The sequence below is a fragment of the Pelomonas cellulosilytica genome (assembly GCF_021353265.1).
GTDB classification, from domain to species: Bacteria; Pseudomonadota; Gammaproteobacteria; order Burkholderiales; family Burkholderiaceae_C; genus Pelomonas; species Pelomonas cellulosilytica.
The window spans coordinates 392,541-415,863 of sequence record NZ_JAJTWU010000007.1 but is presented as its reverse complement, the minus strand read 5'-3'; the positions used below and the strand labels follow the sequence as shown (position 1 = coordinate 415,863).

19 protein-coding genes are annotated in these 23,323 nt (G+C 68.7%); 2 read left to right on the top strand and 17 right to left on the bottom strand.

From position 1 onward, the window contains the following. Positions 1-22 precede the first annotated feature (22 nt). From LXT13_RS19160 to LXT13_RS19080, 17 genes are all read right to left on the bottom strand, one after another. Entirely contained in the window at positions 23-3,196 is a 3,174-nt protein-coding gene (locus tag LXT13_RS19160; protein ID WP_233373555.1) for a TonB-dependent receptor, read from the bottom strand. Positions 3,197-3,538: 342 nt separating this feature from the next. Continuing rightward, positions 3,539-5,140, bottom strand: a complete 1,602-nt coding sequence (locus LXT13_RS19155; RefSeq protein WP_233373554.1) for a glycoside hydrolase family 43 protein — start codon at positions 5,138-5,140, stop codon at positions 3,539-3,541. Beyond that, positions 5,137-6,210, bottom strand: coding sequence for a LacI family DNA-binding transcriptional regulator (locus LXT13_RS19150; RefSeq protein ID WP_233373553.1), 1,074 nt, complete (start codon positions 6,208-6,210; stop codon positions 5,137-5,139). Before LXT13_RS19150 ends, LXT13_RS19155 begins: the two co-directional genes overlap by 4 nt. 211 nt (positions 6,211-6,421) lie before the next feature. Next, the gene (locus tag LXT13_RS19145; RefSeq protein ID WP_233373552.1) at positions 6,422-7,492 is read right to left on the bottom strand and encodes an adenosine deaminase; all 1,071 of its coding nucleotides are present in this window, start codon (positions 7,490-7,492) and stop codon (positions 6,422-6,424) included. A 148-nt stretch (positions 7,493-7,640) separates the two neighbouring features. Further along, complete coding sequence (locus LXT13_RS19140; protein WP_233373551.1) at positions 7,641-8,777, bottom strand: BMP family ABC transporter substrate-binding protein; 1,137 nt, start codon at positions 8,775-8,777, stop codon at positions 7,641-7,643. Positions 8,778-8,805: 28 nt separating this feature from the next. Further along, positions 8,806-9,726, bottom strand: coding sequence for an ABC transporter permease (locus LXT13_RS19135; RefSeq protein ID WP_233373550.1), 921 nt, complete (start codon positions 9,724-9,726; stop codon positions 8,806-8,808). Then, positions 9,723-10,811, bottom strand: a complete 1,089-nt coding sequence (locus LXT13_RS19130) for an ABC transporter permease (RefSeq protein WP_233373549.1) — start codon at positions 10,809-10,811, stop codon at positions 9,723-9,725. Before LXT13_RS19130 ends, LXT13_RS19135 begins: the two co-directional genes overlap by 4 nt. Further along, positions 10,798-12,315: an ABC transporter ATP-binding protein gene (locus LXT13_RS19125; RefSeq protein ID WP_233373548.1), complete on the bottom strand. Its 1,518-nt coding sequence runs from the start codon at positions 12,313-12,315 to the stop codon at positions 10,798-10,800. The genes LXT13_RS19130 and LXT13_RS19125 overlap by 14 nt, the downstream gene beginning before the upstream one ends. A gap of 140 nt (positions 12,316-12,455) precedes the next feature. Next, positions 12,456-13,310 carry an outer envelope protein gene (locus LXT13_RS19120; RefSeq protein ID WP_233373547.1) on the bottom strand — a complete coding sequence of 285 codons (855 nt, stop codon included), beginning with the start codon at positions 13,308-13,310 and terminating at the stop codon, positions 12,456-12,458. Between the two features lie 116 nt (positions 13,311-13,426). Continuing rightward, positions 13,427-14,113, bottom strand: coding sequence for a GntR family transcriptional regulator (locus LXT13_RS19115; protein ID WP_233373546.1), 687 nt, complete (start codon positions 14,111-14,113; stop codon positions 13,427-13,429). Between the two features lie 49 nt (positions 14,114-14,162). Beyond that, the gene (locus LXT13_RS19110; protein ID WP_233373545.1) at positions 14,163-14,849 is read right to left on the bottom strand and encodes a cysteine hydrolase family protein; all 687 of its coding nucleotides are present in this window, start codon (positions 14,847-14,849) and stop codon (positions 14,163-14,165) included. Next, positions 14,849-16,381, bottom strand: coding sequence for an ABC transporter ATP-binding protein (locus LXT13_RS19105; RefSeq protein WP_233373544.1), 1,533 nt, complete (start codon positions 16,379-16,381; stop codon positions 14,849-14,851). Before LXT13_RS19105 ends, LXT13_RS19110 begins: the two co-directional genes overlap by 1 nt. A 3-nt stretch (positions 16,382-16,384) precedes the next feature. Then, a complete protein-coding gene (gene biuH, locus LXT13_RS19100) occupies positions 16,385-17,077 on the bottom strand; it encodes a biuret amidohydrolase (protein WP_233373543.1) in 693 nt (230 codons plus the stop codon). 9 nt (positions 17,078-17,086) lie between these two features. Next, positions 17,087-18,001, bottom strand: coding sequence for an ABC transporter permease (locus tag LXT13_RS19095; protein WP_233373542.1), 915 nt, complete (start codon positions 17,999-18,001; stop codon positions 17,087-17,089). Then, entirely contained in the window at positions 17,998-19,119 is a 1,122-nt protein-coding gene (locus tag LXT13_RS19090) for an ABC transporter permease (protein WP_233373541.1), read from the bottom strand. The genes LXT13_RS19095 and LXT13_RS19090 overlap by 4 nt, the downstream gene beginning before the upstream one ends. A gap of 36 nt (positions 19,120-19,155) precedes the next feature. Further along, complete coding sequence (locus LXT13_RS19085; RefSeq protein WP_233373540.1) at positions 19,156-20,274, bottom strand: BMP family ABC transporter substrate-binding protein; 1,119 nt, start codon at positions 20,272-20,274, stop codon at positions 19,156-19,158. A gap of 214 nt (positions 20,275-20,488) precedes the next feature. Then, positions 20,489-21,130 (bottom strand): TetR/AcrR family transcriptional regulator, encoded by a 642-nt coding sequence (locus LXT13_RS19080; RefSeq protein ID WP_233373539.1) that lies wholly within the window; start codon positions 21,128-21,130, stop codon positions 20,489-20,491. Positions 21,131-21,253: 123 nt separating this feature from the next. Between LXT13_RS19080 and LXT13_RS19075 the strand changes: the two genes are divergently transcribed. After that, on the top strand, positions 21,254-22,564 hold the full coding sequence (locus tag LXT13_RS19075) for an NAD(P)/FAD-dependent oxidoreductase (protein WP_233373538.1): 1,311 nt from the start codon (positions 21,254-21,256) through the stop codon (positions 22,562-22,564). Then, a complete protein-coding gene (locus LXT13_RS19070) occupies positions 22,561-23,322 on the top strand; it encodes a DUF1365 domain-containing protein (RefSeq protein WP_233373537.1) in 762 nt (253 codons plus the stop codon). Before LXT13_RS19075 ends, LXT13_RS19070 begins: the two co-directional genes overlap by 4 nt. Position 23,323: the final 1 nt, after the last annotated feature.

The window sequence follows — 23,323 nt, the reverse complement described above, 5'->3', positions numbered from 1 at the left end:
GAGGGTCGTGGACCGAGCCCGATCAGAACTTCATCTGGCCGGTGATCTGGTACGTGCGGCCCGGATCCCAGTACGTGCGCGTCGCGTACTCTTCCTGCACGAATGACTTCTGCTTGGCCGCGCCGAGGTTGGCCACGTCGAAGTTGATCGAGACGCCCTTCTTCCAGCCCACCCAGTCGCCGATTTCCAGGCGCGTGGACAGGTCCATCACGAACAGCGCTCGGTTGGCCTTGATGAGGCGGAAGGCGTTGTTGCCGTCGGAGGCCATCGTGTCGAACGAGCTCTGCGCCTGGTAGTTGTTGCTCAGGCGGATGGAGCCTCGGCTGTTCTCGAAGTACACCGTCAGGTTGGCCGTGTAGGGCGAGACGCCGATCGGCACCTGGCCGCTGGTGCCCGGGTCCTGCAGCGTGCGGGTGTAGTTCGTGACAAAGCCGAAGCCGTTCCACGGCAGCCAGCGGTCCAGCGACTGCGACCAGGTCAGCTCCCAACCCTTGAGCTTCATGACGTCGTTCGTGTTGACGGGCTGACTCAGCGTCATCAGGTGCTTGTCGGGGCCGCCACTGGCGTTGACGATCGTCTCGGCCTGGCTGCCGGCGGCATAGGTGATGCTGTTGGCGCCGTAGATCTGGCGGATCTCCGTCAGCGTCAGTTGCTGCGTCACGGTGCGCGGGAAGTTCTTGATGTCCTTCTTGAAGAAGGCCGCAGCCATGTAGCTGCCCTTCTTGTCCGTGTACCACTCCCAGCCGAGGTCGAGGTTCTTGGACTCGAACGGCTTGAGGTTGGGGTTGGTGGCCGAGACGAGCTGGAAGGCCACGTCGTTGACCGTCAACGTCAGCGGACGCAGGTCGCTGGGGTTGGCGCGGGTGATGGACTTGGACGCCGCGGCGCGCACGATCATGTCGTCGGCGACGTTGTAGGCCACCGTGCCGCTCGGCAGGTTGCTGTTGTACGAGGACGTGGCCGCGGTCTCCGTGACCAGGGCCGGGTAGCGCGCGCCCTGGCTGGCATTGGTCGTGCCGCCGTCCGGCAGCGCCGTCGTGCGCGGGTCGGGCGTGCTGGCGAACACGCCGATGATCTGCGACGCGTGCGTGTGGCGCAGACCCACGTCATAACGCAGCAGGCGGTCGAAGATACGCGTTTGGCCGGACACCTCGATGTACGAGCCGAACACGTTTTCGCCGAAGCGCTGGGCCGACACGCCGCTGAAGCCGTTGCCCGTCGCCGGGATCAGGTTGTTGGCGAGGTCGTAGTAATGGGTTGCGTCGGCGAAGCGTGCCCAGTCAAGATTGACGAAGCCCAGGCGACCCGGAACCAGGTACTTGGACATGTCGGGCACCGCGGAGCCCAGATAGGCCAGCGGCGGCTTGCCGGCGGTCCAGCCGGTGCCGTAGCCGGGGAACTGCGTCATTGGGTTGGTGGCGGCGGCGTTGGCGGCGGTGATGCTGCCGTTGCAGGTGTTGGGGCCGGTGTTGTTGGGCGCCAGCATCTGGAAGTTCAGGTTGCCACCGCAGGCGATGTTGGCCCAGCGCCCGTCGTCGCCCATGCCGGTGATCTTGCGCAGGTAGGTGTCATAGGCCATGCCGCCCTTGACAGTGAACTTCTCGTCACCCCAGGCCAGGTTCCAGCGCGCGCCGCGGGTGTTGATGTCGCGGCCCTCGCCGTTGATCGAGGCCGTCACGGCGGTCGGGCCGCCGGTGTACCAGCCGAAGTTCTTCGGGTCGTTCGCGTCGATGCTGGGCGTGTAGACCGGGAAGTCGCCGTTGTGGCCGATCGTCGTCGTGAATGGCGTCGCGGCGTTGGTCGGGATCAGCAACGTCGGGGCCAGGCGCTTGAAGCCGCTGCGGGCCATGTTGCCCTGAGCGGTCAGCGTCCACTTGTCTGTGATGCGCCATTCGAAGCCCGGCGTCAGCGAGGTCGAGTGGGTGTTCTCGTCCATGCGGCGCCATTCAAGGAAACCGACGGAGTTAAGGAACGTGCCGCCGGTGGCGAAACAGTAGTTGCCGCAGTCGGTGCGGTCGTAAGTCATGCCCATCGGGATGACGCCGCTGTTGCGCACGCTGATGTTGAAGTCCGAGCGCTCTTGCTTGTTCGTCTTGCTGCCCAGCAGCAGGTCGATGTAGCCGTCGAAGTCTTCGGTCGGACGGAATTCGACGCTCAGCAGGCCGTTCAGGCGGTCGCGCTGGCCCTCGAAGTTGACAGGGCGCGGCAGGCGGGGGACGTAGCCGTTGTCCAGCTGCTGGATGGAGGCGCCGGGGTTCAGCGACTTCAGCAGCGCGGCGTCGATGGTCTGGCCGGCGGTCAGCGTCTGCGTCACGCCGCCGACGGTGTAGGTGCCAGCGGCCGCGGCCGGCACGGTCGTCGGGATGCCCCACGCACCTGCCGTCGTGCCGGCGGTGCTGTTGGTGATGCCCGATTGCGAGGGGTTGGCCAAGCGCGGCGTGATCCAGTCCTGCACGTAACCGACCTCGAAGCCCCGGGTGGCGACGCGGTTGCGGGCGAACGAGAAGCCGGCCAGCACGCCGAAGGTGTCGCCGAAGGTCGTGCTGAACAGCGCGGTACCGCGGGTGCTGGGTTGATTGGCCGGGTCGTTCTTGGCGACCTGCAGCTTCAGCACGCCACGCGTGCCCTGCTTGTCGAACGGGCGGGCGGTGCGCATGTCGACGACGCCGGCGATGGCGCCTTCGAGCAGTCCGGCCGTGGGGCTCTTGGAGACGGTGACGCGCGAGAACAGGTCGCCCGGCAGGAAGTCGAGGTCGACCTCGCGGTTGGCGTTGGAGGCGCTGCCGCCGCTGGTGCCGGCCGAGGCGATCGGCGCGCCGTTCAGCAGGATGCGAGTGAAGTTGGAACCCAGGCCGCGGACCTGGATGTTCAGGCCTTCGCCGGTGATGTCACGGTTCACCTGCACGCCCGGCACGCGCGAGATGGACTCGGCGAGGTTGTTGTCGGGGAACTTGCCGATGTCTTCGGCGTGGATCGAGTCGGACAGGCCGACGGTGTCGCGCTTTTCGCGGGCCGAAGCTGCCAGCGAGCTACGGAAGCCGCTGACCACCACCGTGTCCAGCTGCTGCGTCTGCTTGGGGTCGGCGGCCTGTTGCTGTGCATAGGCCTGGCTCACCAGCCCCGCCAGCACGGTGAGTGCCAGCGCCCCGTGGGTGGCCGCACGCCGGGTGGCGGGGCCGTGTTGCGTTTTCGTCATTGTTGTCTCCTGATGGCCGTCTCGGGCCGGAACGGTGGAAGGGCTCAGGGCCCCTTCGATGCTTCGACCTGGTCGCAGGCCGTGGCAACGTGTCATCAGGCGGCGCGCCGTCGTTGGCGTGTAACCTGATGGAATCTGTAAGTAAATTGATTGTTAGGCGCTAACAAAGTCTGTGCGATGAGGGCTCTCCCGGAGGCGCTGTGGTGTTTCTCCCACTGAGGTGGTCTTGCCTGGGAGCGCTCCCGCGGTGATGTCCAAAATTGCATCGACAAGCGCCGAAAATTGATCTAAACGGAGATGGGTTTGTTGCAAATGCGCTGAAACGGCGACGCCGTGGCGTTCTCACGGTGCGGACGCGGAACCTGGTGGTAGCGCCACCGGCAGGTCGCTGAAGTGAAACCAGTCGACGTCCATGTAGCCGCCGGCGCCGCTGCCGGCGTGGAAACAGAACAGCGCCACCTGTGGACCCTGGAAGGTGCCCGTGCGCCAGTCATAGACCAGCTCGAACGCATCGCCGAGCCGCTGCCAGGCGCCCTCCGGCGGGCGCCACGACAGGCTGGCCTGCTTGCGCACGAAGTTCATCTCCAGCCTCAGCTCGGCGCGTGGGCCTGTCAGTGCGATTCGCGGGCCTTCCTCGGTCGTCTGCGGCACGCCATCGCCCTGATCCACGATGCGGCGCCACTGCAGCGACAGGCCGTCCGGCCCGCGCGTGGCGGCCAACTGGCCGTTGACCTTACCGAGCGTGCCCAGGCCGCATTGGTCGCCAGCGGCCAGGTGGCTGAAGTCCAGTGACACCTCATTGCGGCTGAAGGGCCCCTGGCCTTTCTGCGTCAGCGTGTTGCGGGCGTGCCAGTAGTCGGCTGCGGGGCCGGCGTGCAGCCGCAGGTGGCCGGGCCGCTCCCGCAGGGACCACATCGCATCGTCCGGGTTGTGGTTCCAGGCCCATTGCAGGCCCAGCACCGGCTCGCTGAACTCGTCGCTGGTGGCGGGCTGGGCTGGCGGCTGCCCCTGGACGGGCTTGGTCGCGCGGGCCGGCACGCGGCCGGGCGCCTCCGGCGTGCCCCAGACGGGCCAGCCGTCCTTCCAGAAGATCGGGCTGAAGTTCGTGATGCGGCCGATGGTCGGCTGGTCCTGCATGACGAAGCCCCACCAGCGGCCGTCGGCCAGGTCCACGATGGCACCCTGGTGGCCGCCCGTCTGCGCGGTGTTGATACTGTCGATGGTCTCCCACGGGCCCTGTAGCGAGCGGGCGCGCGAGATGCTCATGCCCAGACGGCGCGGGATGGCGTTGAACAGGTAGTAGGTTCCGTCGCGCTTGATGAGCTTGGAGCCCTCGGCGCCGCGGATGTAGTGGATCTTGCGGGCGTCGGTGACCTGACGCAGGTCGGCGCTGAGTGTCAGCAGCGTGATGGTGCCGTCCGAGCTCACGCTGGTGGCGATGTAGGCCTGGCCGTCGGTGTCGAAGAACAGCGCGGGGTCGAAGGCCTCACGGTCGAGTTCATGGCAGTCCCAAGGCCCCTGCACCTGCACAGCGCGGCACAGCCTGGTGTGCAGGCCCACGGGCGTGACGGCCAGGTAGAAGGCGCCATCGTGATGTCGCAGGCTGGGGGCGTAGATGCCGCGCCGGTAGACGCCGCGGCCCTGCAGGTCGAAGGCCGGCGACCCGGTCAGCCGCGGGAACACGTGGCCGGCGATCGTCCAGTTGACGAGGTCGCGCGAATGCAGGATGCGCAGGCCCGGCGAGTTGGCGAATGTCGTCGTGGCGAAGTAAAAGTCCTCCCCCACGCGGATGACATCGGGGTCCGGGTAGTCGGCCCACAGCGGCGGGTTGCTGTAGGTGCCGTCGCCGTTGTCGGACTGCCAGGCCGGCGCAGCGGCGCCCAGCAGGCTGCCGACGAGCATCGTGGCGAAGGCGCGCGCGACGCGTTGCAGGCGTGTCGTCATGGCAGGTTGTCCTTCAGGTAGATCTCGATGCGGATGGGCTCAACGTCGAGTGTGGGCATCTGCCGGCTCAGCTGGTTCAGTACGAGGCGGCACGCGGCGCGGACTTCCTGCGCCGCGGACTGGCCGAGGACCGCGCTGGCACAGCCGTCGAGCAGCGCGGCGCGCGTGTCGCCGCTCAGCTCGTGGCAGACCCAGGCCACACGTCCAGCCGCACCGGCAGTCTTCAGCGCTGCGTGGATGCCACGGTTGCCGCCGCCGGCGCTGTAGAGCCCGACGAGGTTCGGATGCGCGTCCAGCAACTGCGTCACCTCGGCTTGGGCGAGCGGGTCGCGCTCTTGGCAGGCCAGCGGCTCCAGCGCCACGAGGTGCGGATGCTGTGCAGCCAGCAGGCCCCGAAAACCCTGCAGGCGTTCGGCCTGATCCTTCAGATCGCGGGACCCCATGACGATGCCCACCTGCCCGGCGCGCTCGCCGCAGAAGCGGCCAAGCAGGCTCGCGGCCGTGCGGCCGGCGGCCAAGTTGTCCAGACCGACGAAATGCGTGCGCTGCCGCGTCGCGAGTGGCGCGGCCAGCGTCACGACGCAGGTGCCGTCCGCAGCCATGCGGTCCACCGCGTCGCGGACGAGCGGATGGTCCTGCAGCATCAGCACGAGGGCGTCGTATTGGCCCCGCAGCCGGCGCACCGCGGCTGCGGCGGCGGCCGGGGCGCGGGTGTCGGCGGTGCGGATGTCGATGCGCGCGCCTTGCTCGTTCAGCCAGGGCGTCAGGGCCGTCAGCTCATGGCGCAGCGCGCGCACGAAGTCATCGTCTCCCGCCGGCAGCACAAAACCGACGAGCGATTCCCGAGGCCGGGCCGGCGTGCCAGCCTGCGACTGGCCCAGCCGGTGCAGCGCCTGCTGCACGCGCAGCAAGGTGTGGGCGCTGACGCCCGGGCGCCGGTGCAGCGCCCGGTCGACTGTGGCGAGACTGACGCCCGCCTCCCGCGCCACGTCGTTCAGTCGGGCACGGTGGTCATGTCTTGGCGGCAGCAGTGATGCGCCAGCATCACGCGGTGCAGGTTCGCGGGCCACGGCTTGTCTCCGGTCTGGTATCGCTACCAATATTTGTTATTGCTAACAAAATGATAGCCATTCCGTCGCCGGGCGGCCCTGGAAAAACTCTGTTGCTTGCGCTACCAGGACGTGTTAGTACTGCGCGAGCGCGCGCCGGTGGCCTATGCCCTAGGGCCCGATGGCGCGGCGTCGGTCATCGAGACGGCAGACGCGCGGCGCCTCGCCGTCGTCACGCAGACGGCAGCGCGCGCTGAAATTCCGCCTCCAGCGCAGCTTGCCACACAGCCCGTTGCTGTGGCGGCGCAAAGCTCGCGGCGAGGCTGTTGCGCGCCAGCTCGTAGGCCTCACGGGCACCCCACTGCGGCTGTGCGGCGAACAGCGCCAGAAAGTTGTCGTTCAGGTAGCCGCCGAAGTAGGCCGGGTCGTCGGAGTTGATCGTCACGGCCAGGCCGGCGGTGAGCAACTGTGGCAGCGGGTGCGCGGTGAGGTCCGGCACGACGCACAGCTTCACGTTGGACAGCGGGCACACGGTTAGCGGCACTCGCTCGCGGGCCAGCCGCTGCATCAGCGCCGGGCTCTCGATGGACCGCACGCCATGGTCGATGCGCTCGACGTGCAGCAAGTCCAGCGCCTCCTCCACGTAAGCAGGCGGCCCTTCCTCGCCGGCATGGGCCACGCGGTGCAGGCCCAGCTCTCCACAGCGCGCGAACACTCGGGCGAACTTGCTCGGCGGGTGGCCCCGCTCCGAGCTGTCCAGGCCCACGCCGATGAAGTGGTCGCGCCAGGGCAGGGCGTCCTCCAGCGTGGACAGCGCGTCGTCCTCGCTCAGGTGGCGCAGGAAGCACAGGATCAGCGACGCGCTGACACCCAGGCGCTGTTGCGCGTCCGTGCAGGCGCGCGACAGACCCTGGATGACGGTGCCGACTGACACGCCGCGGGCGGTGTGCGTCTGTGGGTCGAAGAACAGTTCCGCGTGCACGACATGGTCCTGCGCGGCCTTCTCGAAATAGGCCCAGGCCATGTCGTAGAAGTCCTGCTCCTGCAGCAGCACGCTGGCGCCCGCGTAGTAGATGTCCAGGAAGCTCTGCAGATCGGTGAACGCGTACGCCGCCCGCAGCGCCTCGACGCCGGCGTACGGCAGCGTCACGCCGTTGCGCTCTGCCAGCGCAAAGATCAGCTCCGGCTCCAGCGAGCCCTCGATGTGGATGTGCAGCTCGGCCTTGGGCATGCGCGCCAGCAGGCCGCGCAGCGCGGAGCGAGGGATGCGGTCGAAGTCGATGTCTGCAGGCATGTCGTGCATTCCGTAGTTGCCGCAGGCCGGGCGCCGGGCCGCCCCAAGCCGGCCTGCTGGCGATGTGCATGCGGCTCAATGCCGCATGCATCGCCGCCTTCGAGAGTGACCGATCAGGCCTGCGCGCGTTCAGCGCCGCAAGGACTGGGCGAGGGGCTCATTGTCCAGGCACCTTGCCTTCCACCCCCTTCACGAAGAACTTGATGCCACCCAGGAAGGCGTCATCCGCCGTCGTGTCCTTGGCCAGCACTTCCTTGCCGGTGTTGTCGACGATGGGGCCCTTCCAGATGACGAAGCTGCCATCCTTCAGGCCGGCCTTCACCTGGTCCACCTTGGCCTTGGCCTCGGCCGGCACGTCATCGGCGATGGAGACGAGGTCGATGGCGCCTTCTTTTACGCCCCACCAGGCTTTGCCGGTAGCCCAGGTGCCGTCCAGCGCGTCCTTCGTGGCCTTGATGTAGTACGGCGTCCAGTTGATGACGGCCGACGCCAGGTGGGCCTTCGGGCCGTAGGCCTTCATGTCGGAGTCCCAGCCGAAGGCGCGCTTGCCCTTCTCCTCGGCCGTCTTCAACACGGCGGCGGAGTCGGTGTTTTGCATCAGCACGTCGGCGCCGCCGTTGATGAGCGCCGTGGCGGCCTCGGTCTCCTTCGGCGGGTCGAACCACTCGTTGACCCAGACGACCTTGGTCTTGATCTTCGGGTTCACGCTCTGCGCGCCCAGCGTGAAGCTGTTGATGTTGCGGATGACCTCGGGAATAGGAATGGAACCGACGACGCCTATGGTGTTTGTCTTGGTCATCGAACCTGCGATGACGCCGGCGAGGTAGGCACCTTCATATGTACGGCTGTCGTAGGTCCGCAGGTTGTCGGCCGTCTTGTAGCCGGTGGCGTGCTCGAACTTGACATCCTTGTGGTCTGCCGCCACCTTCAGCATCGGCTCCATGTAGCCGAACGTCGTGCCGAAGACCAGCTTGTTGCCCTGGCCCACCATGTCGTTGAACACGCGCTCGGCGTCGGCCGCCTCGGGCACCTTCTCGACGAAGCTGGTGACGATCCTGTCGCCGAACTCCTTCTCCAGTGCCTTGCGCGCGTTGTCGTGCGCGAACGTCCAGCCGCCGTCACCCACCGGGCCCACGTAGGCGAACGCAACCTTCAGCGGCTCGGGCTTGGCCGCAGCGGCCGAGGCCGGCGCGGCGGCGGGAACGGCCTCTTCCTTCTTTGAGCAGCCGGCAAGCACAGCCGCGGCGGCGATGGCGGCCAGCGCAAAGGTCCGACGGGTGGCGAGAGATGTCATGGGTTCTCCTGGCGGGTGGGGTGGGAAGTCAGTGACCGGGTTTGAAGGGCTTGCCGAGCGAGGCCGGCATGTTGGCCTTGATCCAGGCCGGGTTGCGCGAGATCAGCACCAGCACCGCGATCGTCGACAGATACGGCAGCATGCTGAGCCAGTGCGTCGGGATGTCGATGCCTTCGCTTTGCAAATGAAACTGCAGCATCGTTACGCCGCCGAACAGGTAGGCGCCCAGCAGCACGCGCGCCGGCCGCCAGGTGGCGAAGGTGGTCAGCGCCAGCGCGATCCAGCCCTTGCCGGCCACCATGCCTTCCACCCACAGCGGCGTGTAGATGATCGACAGGTAAGCGCCGGCCAGGCCGCACAGCGCGCCGCCCGCGGCCACGGCGGCCAGGCGGATCTTGCGCACCGGATAGCCCAGCGCATGCGCCGACTCGGGCGACTCGCCCACCGCGCGCAGCACGAGACCCGCGCGGCTGCGGTACAGGAAGACATGCAGCGCCACGGCCAGCGCCATCGCCAGATAGACCATCGGATGATGGGAGAACAGCGCCTTGCCCAGCACCGGCAAGTCCGCCAGGCCGGGGATGGCCCAGGGCGTGCGCTCGCCCAGCCGCTGCTGCGTGTACGACGTGCCGACGAAGGCCGAAAAGCCCGCACCGAACAGGCTGAGCGCGAGGCCGGTTGCGTATTGGTTGGTGTTGAGCCAGATGACGAGGCCACCGACGAACAGCGACAGCAACGCGCCGGCGCCCATGCCCGCGATGAAGCCCAGCACGTCCGAGCCGGTATGGACCGCCGTCGCGAAGCCGGCGATGGCGGCGACCAGCATCATCCCTTCGGCCCCCAGGTTGACGATGCCGGCGCGTTCGTTGATGAGCAGCCCGAGGCCCGCGATGGCCAGCACGGTGCCAGCGCTGAGCGTTGCGGCGATCAGCAGTGCGATCTCGTTCATGCGCTCGCCCCCGCCGCGCGCGCCTTGGCGGCTGCCACCCAGCGCATGCGGTACTGCAGCGCGTGGTCGCAGGCCAGCAGCGTGAACAGCAGCAGGCCCTGGAAGACGCTGGTCAGCGCCTTGGGCAGGCCCAGGCGGCTCTGCGCCAGCTCGCCGCCGATGTAGAACATGCTCATCAGCACGGAAGAGAAGACGATGCCCACCGGATGGAGCCGGCCGACGAAGGCCACGATGATGGCCGCGAAGCCGTAGCCCACCGGGACGTAAGGCGTCAGTTGCCCCAGCGGCCCGGCCACCTCCAGCGCGCCGGCCAGACCCGCCATGCCGCCGGACAACAGCAGCGCCGTCCACAGCGCGCTGCGCGAGGAGAAGCCCGCGTAGCGCGCCGCGGCCGGTGCGATGCCGCCGACCGTCAACGCATAGCCGCGGTATGTGCGGAACTGGAACACCGCGAAGGCCGCGACCGCCACCAGCGCGATGAGCAGGCCCGCGTTCATGCGCAGGCCGGTGACGAGCCGTGGCAGCCGCGTGGACGCGTCGAACAGCGCCGTCTGCGGGAAGTTGTAGCCGTTCGGGTCCTTCCACGGGCCGTAGACGAGGTAGTTCAGCAGCAGCGTCGCCACGTAGACCAGCATCAGGCTGACGAGGATCTCGTTGGTGTTGAAGCGGTCTCGCAGCAGCGCCACAGCGCCGGCCCACAGCATGCCGCCCGCGATGCCGGCCAGCAGCACCGGTACGACGAACCAGCCCGACGTGCCTGGGCCGGCCTGCATGGCCATCCAGCCGGCGCCCAAAGCGCCCAGCACGAACTGTCCCTCGGCGCCGATGTTCCAAATGTTGGCGCGGAAGCACACCGCCAAGCCCAGCGCGATCAGCGCCAACGGCACGGCCTTCATGCTCAGCTCGGACAGCGCGCGGCCGTTCTTCACCGGCTCGACGAAGAAGAGATACAGCGCCTGTAGCGGATCCTTGCCCAGCGCTGTGAACAGCACGATGCCGATCAGCACGGTGATCGCCAGTGCCAGCAGCGGCGCGGCCAACGCCACCAGCCAGCTCGCCTGCGTGCGCGGCTCAAGCTTGAGCATCGACGGCTTCCTCCATGGGCCACAGGCCCGACATCCACTCGCCCACCTGCTCGCGCGTGGCGGTGGCGATCGGCAGCGACGGCGACAGCCGGCCCTGCGCGATGACATGGAGCCGGTCGCAGATCTCGAACAGCTCGTCCAGCTCTTCGCTGAAGACGAGCAGCGCGCAACCCTGGTTGCGCAGCCGCAGCAGCTCGCCGCGGATCTGTGCGGCCGCGCCCACGTCCACGCCCCAGGTCGGCTGCGCGACGATGAGCAGCCTGGGGCTGGCGTCGATCTCGCGGCCGACGATGAACTTCTGCAGGTTGCCGCCCGACAGCGTGCGCGCCGGCGCATCCGGCCCCGGCGCCTTGACGCGGAAGCGCTCGATAAGCCGCTCGGCCAGCCGGCGCGCCACACCCTGCCGCAGCCATCCGCCCGGGCCGACAGCCTCGGTTCGCGTCAGCAGCGTGTTCATCGCCAGCGACATCGTCGGCACCGCACCGCGGCCCAGCCGCTCCTCGGGCACGAAGTGCAGGCCCGCTATGCGGCGCCGGCCGGGCGGCGCATGCGAGATGTCCTGCTCGAACAGCCGCAGCGTGCCGGTGGCGGCGCGCGCGTCCTCGCCAGACAGCGCGGCCAGCAGCTCCTGCTGGCCGTTGCCCGACACGCCCGCCACACCGACGATCTCGCCCGCGGCGACTTCAAGGCCGATGTCCTTCAGCGTGATGCCGAACGGGTCCTGCTGCGGCAGGCTGAGCCCGGCCACGCGCAGCACCGGCGCGCCGCGTCGGCCTTCGCGCGCGGTCAGCGTCGGCGCGTCGGCGCCGATCATCAGCCGCGACAGGCTGGCGTTCGTCTCCTGCTGCGGGTCCACCTCGCCGACGACGCGGCCGGCGCGCAGAACCGTACAGTGGTGGCACAGCGAGCGGATCTCGTGCAGCTTGTGGCTGATGTAGAGGATGGCGCAGCCCTCGCTGCTGAGCTGGCGCAGCGTGACGAACAGGCTCTCCACCGCCTGCGGCGTCAGCACCGACGTCGGCTCGTCGAGGATCAGCAGCTGCGGCTTCGTCAGCAGCGCGCGGATGATCTCCACGCGCTGGCGCTCGCCGACGCTGAGCGTGTGCACCGGCCGCGCCGGGTCCACATGCAGACCGTAGGTGGCAGACACGGCGCGCGTCCGCTCGGTCACCTCGGCGAGCGACTGCGCCTTGTCCAGCCCCAGCCAGATGTTCTCGGCCGCGGTCAGCGTGTCGAACAGCGAGAAGTGCTGGTAGACCATGCTGATGCCCAGCTGCCGCGCCTGCGCGGGGCTGGCGACCTCTACCTCGCGGCCGTTCCAGGCAACCTGGCCGGCATCCGGCCTCGTCGCGCCGTAGATGATCTTCATCAACGTCGACTTGCCCGCGCCGTTCTCGCCGAGGATGGCGTGGATCTGCCCGGGCGAGACCTTGAGGTCGATGCCATCGTTGGCACGGACCCCGGGGTACTGCTTGGTGATGCCGATCAGCTCTAGTCTGGTCATTCGAGGCGGTTGTCTTTCGGGCCGTGCGCCGGCTGCTCCCTAGCCGGCCCTGCTTGCAGCTTGATGCGGCAAGCCTCGCCGTTCCTCTGGGGACCGACCGGTCTCGCCCCCGTTCAGCGAGGGCGAGATCGGGCGAGGGGTCAAAAGTGGTACTCGGCCCTGATCATCGGCGTTTTCGCTGTGGCGCCGCTGCCGGCGGGGCCGCTGGCCGGGTTGCCGAACTTGTTGCGCCAGTACTGGTATTCGAGACCCACCTTGAACTTGCCCGGTGTCGTGCCCGCACCGGCGCCGATGTCGTACATGATCTGGCCGTCGAAGTTCGTCTCGGGCGCTGTGGAGCCGCCGAACTCGTCCTTGCCCTTGCTCGCAATGTAGTTGGCGAAGCCTTCGAAGGCCAACGGCAGCTTGCCCAGCGGGATGCTCCAGGCGGCCGTCAGCATCAGGTGCGTCTTGTAGTCGTAGCGCGGCGTGGCGGTGCCGGTGAACTTGTTGTAAGGCGCGTTGCTCTCCTTCAGCAGCAGCAGGCTGACGTTCAGGAAGCCGGGCACGTCCATCATGAAGGTCGGGCCCAGCACCAGCATCTGCTTGCGGGAGTTGTAGCCGGCGTCCACCTTCACGTTGGCGTCGAAGCCTGCGGTGAGGCCCAGACCGCGCACGGGGCCGAACTCGATCTTGCTGCCGCTGATCTTGCCGAAGTCCAGCGTGTGCCGGTAGACGATGTAGACCTCGGTCGCGCCGCTGCCGGAGCCGGGGCTGGACGGGTCGTTCTTGTCGGACAGCAGCAGGTCGGCGTTGAAGAAGTTCGTGCCGTAGCTGTAGCCGCTCGCGTGGTTCAGGTCGAGGATGCTCTTGTGGATGTTGTTGGTGCCGAAGGGCTCCGCGAACTTCGTGCCGAAACGGTAGCCGATGGACGTGTCGCTCCAGTCGGCCGCGTGGCTGGCGCTGGCGGCGAGCGCGGCGGCGGCGGTGCAGAGCAGGCGGGTGGCAGGTCTCAAGATGAAGCTCCTAGGTGGTTGAACAGACAGCGTGAAATGAGTCTTGATGCCGGCCACCCGGAGGGCGAGGCGCGCCAGGCCGATTTGCAAGTCGTGTGCCATGCGCGCCATCGCGGTCAGCCGCCGCGCCGCGCGCGGTAGAGCATGTCCAGCGTGATGTGGCGCACCTCCAGCTTGCTCTGCTGGATGTGGGCGCGCAGCAGCCGCTGGGCTTCGTCGGCGCGGCGCCGCGTGATGGCGCGCAGGATGCGGGCGTGCTCGTCGTAGGTGACCTCGACGCGCGCCGGCTTCGTGAAGTCCAGCCGCCGGATGATGCGGATGCGTTCGGTGATCTCGCGGTGCACCCGTGCCATCTCGCGGTTGCCGCTGCCCTGCACCAGCAGCGCGTGGAAGCCCTCGTCCAGCGAGCCCACCTCGGCGGCATCCGCGAGCCGCTCGGCCGGGGGCACCAGCCACAGCTCGGCCAGTTGGCGCAGCTCGGGCCGCTCGTCTCGTTCGGCCCGCTCGGCCAGATGGCGGGCGGCCTCGCATTCGATGAGCGTGCGCAGGTCGTACAGCTCGTCCATCACGTCAAAGTCCAGCGGCGCGACCTGCCAGCCTTGGCGCGGCATCAGCTGCAGAAAACCCTCGCGCTCCAGCCGCTGCAGCGCGGCCCGCAACGGCGTGCGGCTGACGGCCACACGTTGCGCCAGCTCGGTCTCGGAGACGCGGTCGCCGGGCATCAGGGCGAAATCGAAGATCAGCTGCTTGAGCTGGGCGTAGGCCTGGTCGGCCAGGCTGAGGGGTTCGGCGGGGGCTGTCACGGTGGCGGAGGAGGAAGTCGCAAGCTCGACCATTGTTGGTGCAACCGCCTCAGCCCGGGCCCCGTTGCAGGGCCTGGATCACCGCGCTGGACGGCGCCGACCAGCCGACGATGGCGCCCTGCGCCGTCAGCATGGCGAGCGCCGCCGCCTTGAACTCGGGAAAGTAGCTTTCGGTGCCGTCCTCGACGATGAGACATTCATAGCCCCGGTCGTTGGCCTCGCGCATGGACGTCTGCACGCAGACCTCCGTCGTCACGCCGGTGAACAGCAGGTGCGTGATGCCTCGCTCGCGCAGCAGTTCGTCGACCGACGTGCCATAGAACATGCCCTTGCCGGGCTTGTCGACGACAAGCTCGCCGGGCGCCGGTGCCAGTTCCGGAATGATCCCGGCTCCGGGCTCGCCGGCAATCAGAACGCGGCCCATCGGCCCGGCGTCGCCGATGCGCAGCGACGGATTTCCGCGCAGCCGCTTGGCCGGCGGGCAGTCGGCCAGGTCCGGGCGGTGGCACTCACGCGTATGCAGCACCACGGCGCCGACGGCGCGCCAGGCGTCCAGCAGTGCGCGCAAGGCCGGCACGATGGCCTGCAGCCGCGTCACGTCGTTGCCCAGGCTCGCGCCGAAGCCGCCGGGCTCGACGAAGTCGCGCTGCATGTCGATGACGACCAGCGCCGTGTGCGCCGGGTTGAACGTGAAGGGGAATGGCGCGGCGGTGTCGAGGCTGAGCAGCGCGTCCATCAATGGCCTCCGTCGTGCTTGCCGCCCATGAAGGCGCCGAGGGACTGCCGCGTCGCTTCGGCAGCCGGCACGTCGTGCACGATGCGCCCCTCGCTCATGACGACGATGCGGTCCGCCAGCGTCAGCAGTTCGTCCAGGTCCTCGCTGACCAGCAGCACGGCGGCGCCGCGGTTGCGGGCGGCCATCAATCGGCCGTGGATCTCGGCGACGGCGGCGAAGTCCAGCCCGAAGACCGGGTTGCTGACGAGCAGCAGTTCGGCCTCGCCGGCCAGCTCGCGGGCCAGCACGGCGCGCTGCACGTTGCCGCCGGACAGCGTGCGGATCGGCGCTCGCTCGCCCTGCGTCTTCACGCCGTACTCGGCGATCCATTCCCGCGCCCGTTCGCGCAGCGCGCCCCAGCGCACGAGGCCGCCGCGCGCCCACGGTAGCTCGTCGAAGCTGCGCAAGGCCATGTTGTGCGCCACGCTCAGCGGGCCGACACAGGCGTTGCCCAGCGGCTCCTCCGGCAGCGCGCGGACCTTGCGCACGCGGTTCTCTGCGCGGCGGGCGAGGAAGGCCTGGCCGTCGACCGTCACGCGGCCCGACAGCCGCGCGCGCTGACCGGCCAGCGCCTGCATCAACTCGCGCTGGCCGTTGCCGCTGACGCCGGCGATGCCGACGATCTCGCCGCGACGCACGCTCAAAGAGAGTGCACGCACGGCCGGCTCGCCGCGGTCACCCATGACCTCCAGCGTGTCGATGGCCAGCTTCACGTCGCCTGGCTCGCGGATTTCGCGGGTCCATTTCGGCTGCGTCACCACACCGCTCGCGCCTTCGCCCACCATCGCGGCGGCCAGGCTCACGGGCGTTTGGTCGGCCACGCGGCCTGTGGCAGCCAGCGCCCCCTTGCGAAGCACGCTCACGTCGTCGGCATAGGCCATCACCTCGCGGAACTTGTGCGTGATCATCAGCACCGAGCAGTCCATCGCATGGGCCTGGTCGCGCAGCGCACCCAGCACCTCGTCGGCCTCCTGCGGCGTCAGCACCGACGTGGGCTCGTCGAGGATCAACAGCCGCGGCTTGAGGAACAGCTGCTTGAGGATCTCCAGCTTCTGCTTCTCGCCGGCCGACAGGTCGCCCGGCTGCGCATCCAGCGGCAGCTGGAACGGCGCGGTGGCCATGAAGGCCTGCAGCTCGGCGCGCGCGACCTTCCAGTTCACGACCATGGGAAGCGTCCCGCGCGCCAGCAGCAGGTTCTCGGCTACCGTCATGCCGGGCACGACGGTGAAGTGCTGGTAGACCATGCCCAGGCCCAGTTCGCGGGCAACGACCGGCGAACCGATCTCGCGCTCGCGCCCGTCCACCAGCACGCTGCCTTCGGTGGGCCGGTGGTAGCCGACGATGGCTTTCACCAGCGTGCTCTTGCCGGCGCCGTTCTCCCCCAGCAGCGCATGCACGGTGCCGGGCCTCACGGTGATAGACACGTCGTCAAGCGCGGTGAAGCTGCCGAAGCGCTTGGTGAGCTTGTAGGTTTCGAGTTGCAGCGCGTGCATGGCTCAGAACTCCTTGAGCAGCGTCAGGACGGCAGACGAATCCGCGACGGCGCCGAACACGCCGCCTTGCATCTGGATCATCTTCAGCGCGGCCTCGTGGTTGCCGCGGTCTGTCGCTCCGGTGCAGTCCGACAGCATCAGGCACTCGAAGCCGCGGTCGTTGGCCTCGCGCATCGTCGTGTGCACGCACACATCCGTCGTGATGCCGGTCAGCATGAGGTTGCGGATGCCGCGCGTGTGCAGCACCAGCTCCAGGTCCGTCGCGTAGAAGCTGCCCTTGCCGGGCTTGTCGATGATGGGCTCGCCGGCGATGGGGTAAAGCTCGGGAATGATGTCCCAGCCCGGTTCACCACGCACGAGGATGCGGCCGCAGGGGCCGGCATCGCCGATGCCGCGGCCGCTCTCGCCGATCTGCCTCGAGCGCCACCGCTTGTTGGCCGGCAGGTCGGCCAGGTCCGGCCGGTGGCCCTCGCGGGTGTGGATGACATGCAGGCCGACGCGGCGGGCTTCGGCCAGCAGGCGCTGCAGCGGCTCGATGGGCGCGCGCGTCAGCGACAGGTCGTAGCCCATCTTGTCGACATAGCCGCCAACACCGCAGAAGTCGGTCTGCATGTCGATGATGACCAGCGCGGCGTTCTTCGGCGTGAAGTCGCCGTCGAAGGGCCAGGCATAGGGTTCGGAGCGCAGCGTCGGCATGGCGTGGACTTATCGAGAGACGCCGAGTTCGGCGGGCGCACCCTTGAGCGCCTGGCTGGGCGAGCAGGTGGCGACCAGGATGACCAGCGTCAGCACATAGGGCATCGCGTTGAACAGGTAGTAGCCGCCGCCGATGCCGACGCTCTGCAGCGCTGGGCCGATGGCGCCGGCGCCGCCGAACAGCAGCGCCGCGCCCAGGCAGCGCCACGGATGCCAGCGGGCGAAGATGACGAGCGCGACCGCGATCAGCCCCTGCCCGCTGGACAGGCCCTCGTTCCAGCTGCCCGGGTAATACAGCGACAGCGACGCGCCACCGAGACCGGCAATCGCGCCGCCGGCCATCGTCGCGGCGATGCGCACGCCGTTGACCGAGTAGCCCAGCGCGCGGGCGGCATCGCTGCTGTCGCCGGCCATGCGCACGACCAGGCCCCAGCGCGTGTTCCTGAAGCCCCAGGCCATCAGCCCCGAGAGCGCCACGCCGATGGGGAAGAGGGCGTTGACCGACAGCGCCGTCTGCACGGCGGGCGAGTCGCTCCACGCACCCAGCGGCAGCGACGGGATCTGCGGCGCCTGCGGCTGGATCAGCGGCTTGCCGAGGTAGAAGGCCAGGCCCGCGCCCAGCAGCATCAGTGCGATGCCGGTCGCGATGTCCGACACGCGCGGCAGCGAGCACAGCAGCCCGTGCAGCAGCGCCAGCAGCGCGCCGAAGGCCATGGCCGCCAGCACGCCCAGCCACGGCGAGCCGGTCAGGTAGGCGCCGCCGAAGCCGGCCATCGCGCTGAAGACGAGCACGCCCTCGAGACCCAGGTTGATGCGGCCGCTTTTCTCCGTCAGGCACTCGCCGAGGCTGACGAAGAGGAAGGGCGTGCCGACGCGCAAGGCGCCGCCGACGACGGCGAGCAGCAGGTCCGATGCGATGCTCATGCGACCCCCTGGGCGGTGGCGACAGGCGCGGCGGGCGCCGGCCTGGCGGCAGCAGCACGCGACGCGAACAAGCGCCCACGCAGGGCTTCGGCCGCGAGGATGAAGACGAAGGCGAAACCCTGCAGCACGAGAACCGAGGCGTCCGGCAACTCCAGCCGGCGCTGCAGCAGGCTGCCCGACGCCGCGAAGCCCCCGAAGAGCACGGCCACCGGCGGGATGGCCCAGGGGTTGTGGCGCGCGACGAAGCTCACCAGGATGCCCGTGTAGCCCAGGCCGGCGATGACGGAGGCATTCGCCGCCGTGTGCACCGCAGCCACTTCGATGGCACCGGCCAGGCCCGCGGCCGCGCCACCGAGCGCGCAGGCCAGCAGGATGAGCCGGTCGGTGGGCAGGCCCACCAGCCGCGCGGTGCGGGCGTTGCCGCCCACGACGCGCATCGAAAAGCCGGACGCACTGAAGCTCAGCCACGCACCGCAGGCCACGCAGGCGACGACGCCGATGACGAGGCCCCAGTGCACGTCGCCCAACCACGACTCCATCGCCGCGTCGCCCATGATGGGACCGATGCGTAGCGCCTCGGCCAGCGGATGCGTGGACGGCTTGTTCAGGCTCGCTGGGTCGCGCATCGGGCCTTCGACGAAATGCTTGAACAGCGCGATGGCGATGTAGCTGAGCAGCAGGCTGGAGATCGTCTCGTTGACGCCGCGCCACTGCCGTAGCCAGCCGGCCAGCCACACCCACGCGCCGCCCATCAGTGCGCCCGCCCCCAGCACCATCGCGCTGCCCAGCGCGTTGCCTGGCGGTGCGAACAGATAGGGCAGCCCCGCACAGCCCAGCGCACCCAGCACCAGCGCCCCCTCGCCGCCGATCAGCGTCAGGCCCGCCTGCGCCGGCAGGGCCACGGCCAGCGCGGTCAGCATCAGCGGTGCGGCGCGCAGCAGCGTGTTCTGCCACGAGAACGCATCGCCGAAGGCGCCGAGGAACAGCAGCTTCCACGCCTCGACCGGGCTGGTGCCGCCCAGCCAGACGAAGACGCCGAACAGCAGCAGCGCTGCCGTCAGCGCGAAGACCGGCAGCAGCAGGGCTTCGGCGATTCCTTGAGCTCGTGACGCGGCCATGGCGGGCTCCCGGCGTGACGTTGAAGTGAAGTGGGGTCAGACCTTGCCGATGACGCCTTCGACGAGGTAGTTCATGCCTTCAAGCGCCATGTCGGTCTGCTTGAAGACCTGGCCCTTGGCGATGACGACCTTGCCGGTGTTGTCCTTCAGCTCGCCCTTGAAGATGTCGAAGCTGCCCTTGAGCATCTCGGCTCGCACCGCTTCAGCCTGCTTGCGCGCACCCTCGGGCACCGAGCTGCCATAGGGGCTGCTCTTGACGAAGCCGTCCTTCAGTCCGCCGCGCACGAAGTTCGGATGCGGCTTGCCGGTCTGCGCGGCCTCGACGATCTGCTTGTAAGCGGTGATCCAGTTCCACTCCGCGCCCGTCAGGTAGGCCTGCGGCGCCAGCTTGGCCTGGCTGGCGTGGTAGCCGCAGACGGACTTGCCGCGCTTGGCCGCCGTCTCGACGATGACCTTGGGGCCGTCCACGTGCATCGTGAACACGTCCACACCCTGGTCCGCCAGGCTGTTGGTGGCCTCGGCTTCCTTGACGGGCATGCTCCAGTCGCCGGTAAAGATGACCGTCGTCGTGATGGCCGGGTTCACGCTGCGCGCGCCCATCGTGAACGCGTTGATGTTGCGCAGCACCTGCGGGATGGGCTTGGCGGCGATGAAGCCGAGCTTCTTGCTCTTCGACACATGCGCCGCGACAACGCCGTTCAGGTACTGCGCCTCGTCGATGTAGCCGAAGAAGCTGCCGGCATTCTTCGGGTGCTTGGCCTCGTTCCACAGGCCGCCGCAGTGGGCAAAGCGCACGTTGGGGTACTTGGGCGCCAACGCCAGGATGTGCGGGTCGAAGTAGCCGAACGACGTCGGAAACAGCAGCGACGCGCCGTCCTGGGCAATCATGCCCTGCATCGTCTTCTGCACGGCGTTCGTCTCGGGGACGTTCTCCTCCTCGACGACCTTGATGCCGGGCATCTTCTTCAGCAGCGCGGCGGACTCCGCATGAGCCTGGTTGTAGCCGTAGTCGTCACGCGGGCCGACGTAGATGAAGCCCACGGTCAGCGGCTTCTGGGCCAGCGCCAGGCCGCTCCAGCCGGCGGTCATCAGCCCGGCGCCTGCGGCCCCCACATTGCCCAGCCAGTCCCGGCGGTTCCATTGCGATCGCGTCATCTCGGCACTCCTGAAGTAGTTCGACCCGACAAGATGCCCGGTTGCGTTCCGGGCGGTGTTCGAGCCTGTATACAAGCAGGCGCCATGCCAGCCCAGTCATCCCGGGAAGGGCGAGGGTGCGGCGCTCAGCCGCGCACGGCGGCGGTGCGCAATGGGCGCCGACGAGGCGCGAATTGGGGGCGTGCAGGCACGCAGATGGCGTGCGACAGGCGAGTCAGGCGCCGCGCGGCGTCAGGCCGTCAAAGGTCGTGGATGTGACCCAGTCGAGGATCTGCGCGTGCGTGTACTGGCCGGAGTCCTTCAGCAGCGCGACCACCGGGTCGCAGGCGCGCGCGAACAGCGTGTAGAGCACCAGTTCAGGCGGCAGCGCCGTGCTGAGCTGGCCGCTGGTCTGCGCCTCGGTGATCCAGATGCCCAGTCGGTTGCTGAGCGAGATCAGCCGGTCCATGTAGGCATCGTTGGACTGCAGGCAGGCGCTCAGGCTGGAGTTGTGCGCCGGCAGCGTCGGCATCTCGCCTTCCAGCTGTGTCTGCATGGCCCAGCGGGTGACAGCCTTCAGCTGGTCCAGCGCCCTCACGGGCTCGCTGCTGTCCACCCGCTGCTCCGCCTGGGTCCGCAGTTCGTCGACAAAGGCGAGCGCCCGATCCAGCACGCCCACCATCGCGGCGCCCGCCAGTTCTTCCTTGGACGTGAACAGCTTGTAGAGGCTGGCCTTGGCCAGGCCGGCCTCTGCGGCCACCTCGTCCACGGTCATCGCGTCGTAGCCCTTGGTGGCGAGCAGCCGGTTGACGGCGCCGACGATGGCGTCCTGACGAACACGCTGCAACTGATCCCGAATCGACGCACGAGCACCCATGCCGGAATTCTAGACCGTCCAGGCTGTCGTGAAAACGAGGTAGTGCAAAAGTTGAACTGATGGGTTATTGTGTGAACTCATTAGTTCACGAATTGCTCTTTGCAGTTCAAGCCGAGGAATTCCATGGGTCGCATCGCCGTCGTCGGGTCAGGAATCGCAGGTCTTGCGGCGGCGCACCGACTCGCCGCGGCGCCCGGCGACCATCACGTCACGCTGTTCGAGGCCGGCGCGCATTTCGGCGGCCATGCCAACACGGTCGACCTGACGCTGGAAGGTGTCATGCATGGCGTGGACACCGGCTTCCTTGTCTACAACGAGCGCACCTACCCGCGGCTGATCCAGCTGTTTTCGGAGCTGGACGTGGAGACAGTGGCATCGGACATGTCGTTCTCAGTGCAGGTGCCGCGGCCCGACGGGCGCGCGGGGCTCGAGTGGAGCGGCAGTTCGCTGAACACCGTGTTCGCGCAGCGCCGCAACCTGCTGCGGCCGGGCTTCTGGCGCATGCTGGCCGAGATCCTGCGCTTCAACCGCCTCACCACCGCACTGGCCGAACGGGGTGACGACGCCGCGCTGCAGGGCGCCATCGGCGACTTCCTCGACGCGCACCGCTTCACCCGGCGCTTCCGCGAGCACTACCTGCTGCCGATGATCGGCTGCATCTGGTCCTGCCCGACAGACCAGATGCTGCGCTTCCCGATCGGCACACTGATCCGCTTCTGCCACAACCACGGTCTCATCCAGGTGACGGACCGGCCGCAGTGGTACACGGTCAAGGGCGGCTCGCGCGAGTACGTGCGCCGCGTCGTCTCCGGTCTGCCGGACGCGCGGCTGAATGCGCCCGTGCTGGGGCTGCAGCGCGCCGAGCACCATGTGCGCGTGCTGACGGCGCGCGGCAGCGAATCCTTCGATGCCGTCGTGATGGCCTGCCACAGCGACCAGGCGCTGGCCCTGCTGGGCGGCGAGGCCAGCGCCGACGAGCGCGCCGTGTTGGGCGCCATTCGCTACCAGCCCAACACGGCGGTACTGCATGGCGACACCGCCGTGCTGCCGCAGCGCCGTGCCGCCTGGGCGGCATGGAACTACGAACGTGCCATCGACGCCGGCCGGGAGCAGGCGCAGGTCTGCCTGCACTACCTCATCAACCGGCTGCAGCCGCTGCCGTGGCAGCAGCCGGTCATTGTGTCGCTCAACCCCACCCGCGCCATCGATGAGCGCCACGTGCATCAGCGCATCGAGTACGCGCATCCGGTGTTCGACCTGGCCGCGCTGCAGGCGCAGCGCCGCGTGGATGAACTGCAGGGCCGGCAGCGCACCTGGTTCTGCGGTGCATGGTGCGGCTATGGCTTCCACGAGGACGGCCTGCGTGCCGGCCAGCAGGCGGCCGACGGCGTGCTGCAGGCACTGCGCGACGCGGCGGCACGGAGCGCGGCATGAGCGGTGCGAGCGAAGAAGGCGGGCCGCAGATCGCCGTCGGTACCGTGTGGCACCGCCGCCTGCGGCCGGTGGCACACGAGTTCCGCTACCCGACCTGCTTCCTGCAGTTGCCGCTGCGCCGGCTGCGCCGCGAGCCCTGCGCCGCGTTGAACCGCAACGGCCGCGGCTGGCTCAGCTTCCACGACCGCGACCATGGCGATGGCGGCCCTGACGCGCTGGCCTGGTTCGAGCGGCTGCTAGCGCAGGAGGGCATCACCGATGCTGACGGCGAGGTCTGGCTGCAGACCTTTCCCCGCATGCTGGGCTATGTCTTCAAGCCGGTGAGCTTCTGGTACGCACACCGCGCCGACGGCTCGCTGGCCGCGGTGCTGGCCGAAGTCAACAACACCTTCGGCGAACGTCACGGCTATCTGCTCGACGCGCCGGCCTGGGGCCAGGAGCGCAGCGCGCGCAAGGTCTTCCACGTGTCGCCGTTCTGCGCGGTCGACGGCGAGTACCGCTTCCGCTTCGAGCGAGCAGGCGACCGGGCGGTGGCCCGTGTGGACCTGCACGACGCCGAAGGCCCGCTGCTGCAGACCAGCGTGTCGGGCGCGCTGTCGGCGCTCACGCCGGCGCGGGTGCGCCGTGCCGTCCTTGCCATGCCCTTCCTGACCCTGGGCGTCGTCCTGCGCATCCACTGGCAGGCCGCGCGACTGTGGGTCAAGCGCGTCCCTTTCTTCACCAAGCCCCAGCCGCCTCAGCACTTCGTGAGCCGATAAG

Coding starts and splice junctions, on each gene's coding strand:
- LXT13_RS19070 (WP_233373537.1), top strand. CDS start 22,561: ATGAGCGGTGCGAGCGAAGAAGGCGGGCCGCAGATCGCCGTCGGTACC.
- LXT13_RS19080 (WP_233373539.1), bottom strand. CDS start 21,130: ATGGGTGCTCGTGCGTCGATTCGGGATCAGTTGCAGCGTGTTCGTCAG.
- LXT13_RS19130 (WP_233373549.1), bottom strand. CDS start 10,811: ATGCTCAAGCTTGAGCCGCGCACGCAGGCGAGCTGGCTGGTGGCGTTG.
- LXT13_RS19075 (WP_233373538.1), top strand. CDS start 21,254: ATGGGTCGCATCGCCGTCGTCGGGTCAGGAATCGCAGGTCTTGCGGCG.
- LXT13_RS19085 (WP_233373540.1), bottom strand. CDS start 20,274: ATGACGCGATCGCAATGGAACCGCCGGGACTGGCTGGGCAATGTGGGG.
- LXT13_RS19095 (WP_233373542.1), bottom strand. CDS start 18,001: ATGAGCATCGCATCGGACCTGCTGCTCGCCGTCGTCGGCGGCGCCTTG.
- LXT13_RS19135 (WP_233373550.1), bottom strand. CDS start 9,726: ATGAACGAGATCGCACTGCTGATCGCCGCAACGCTCAGCGCTGGCACC.
- LXT13_RS19090 (WP_233373541.1), bottom strand. CDS start 19,119: ATGGCCGCGTCACGAGCTCAAGGAATCGCCGAAGCCCTGCTGCTGCCG.
- LXT13_RS19160 (WP_233373555.1), bottom strand. CDS start 3,196: ATGACGAAAACGCAACACGGCCCCGCCACCCGGCGTGCGGCCACCCAC.
- LXT13_RS19155 (WP_233373554.1), bottom strand. CDS start 5,140: ATGACGACACGCCTGCAACGCGTCGCGCGCGCCTTCGCCACGATGCTC.
- LXT13_RS19105 (WP_233373544.1), bottom strand. CDS start 16,381: ATGCACGCGCTGCAACTCGAAACCTACAAGCTCACCAAGCGCTTCGGC.
- LXT13_RS19125 (WP_233373548.1), bottom strand. CDS start 12,315: ATGACCAGACTAGAGCTGATCGGCATCACCAAGCAGTACCCCGGGGTC.
- LXT13_RS19110 (WP_233373545.1), bottom strand. CDS start 14,849: ATGGACGCGCTGCTCAGCCTCGACACCGCCGCGCCATTCCCCTTCACG.
- LXT13_RS19140 (WP_233373551.1), bottom strand. CDS start 8,777: ATGACATCTCTCGCCACCCGTCGGACCTTTGCGCTGGCCGCCATCGCC.
- LXT13_RS19145 (WP_233373552.1), bottom strand. CDS start 7,492: ATGCACGACATGCCTGCAGACATCGACTTCGACCGCATCCCTCGCTCC.
- biuH (WP_233373543.1), bottom strand. CDS start 17,077: ATGCCGACGCTGCGCTCCGAACCCTATGCCTGGCCCTTCGACGGCGAC.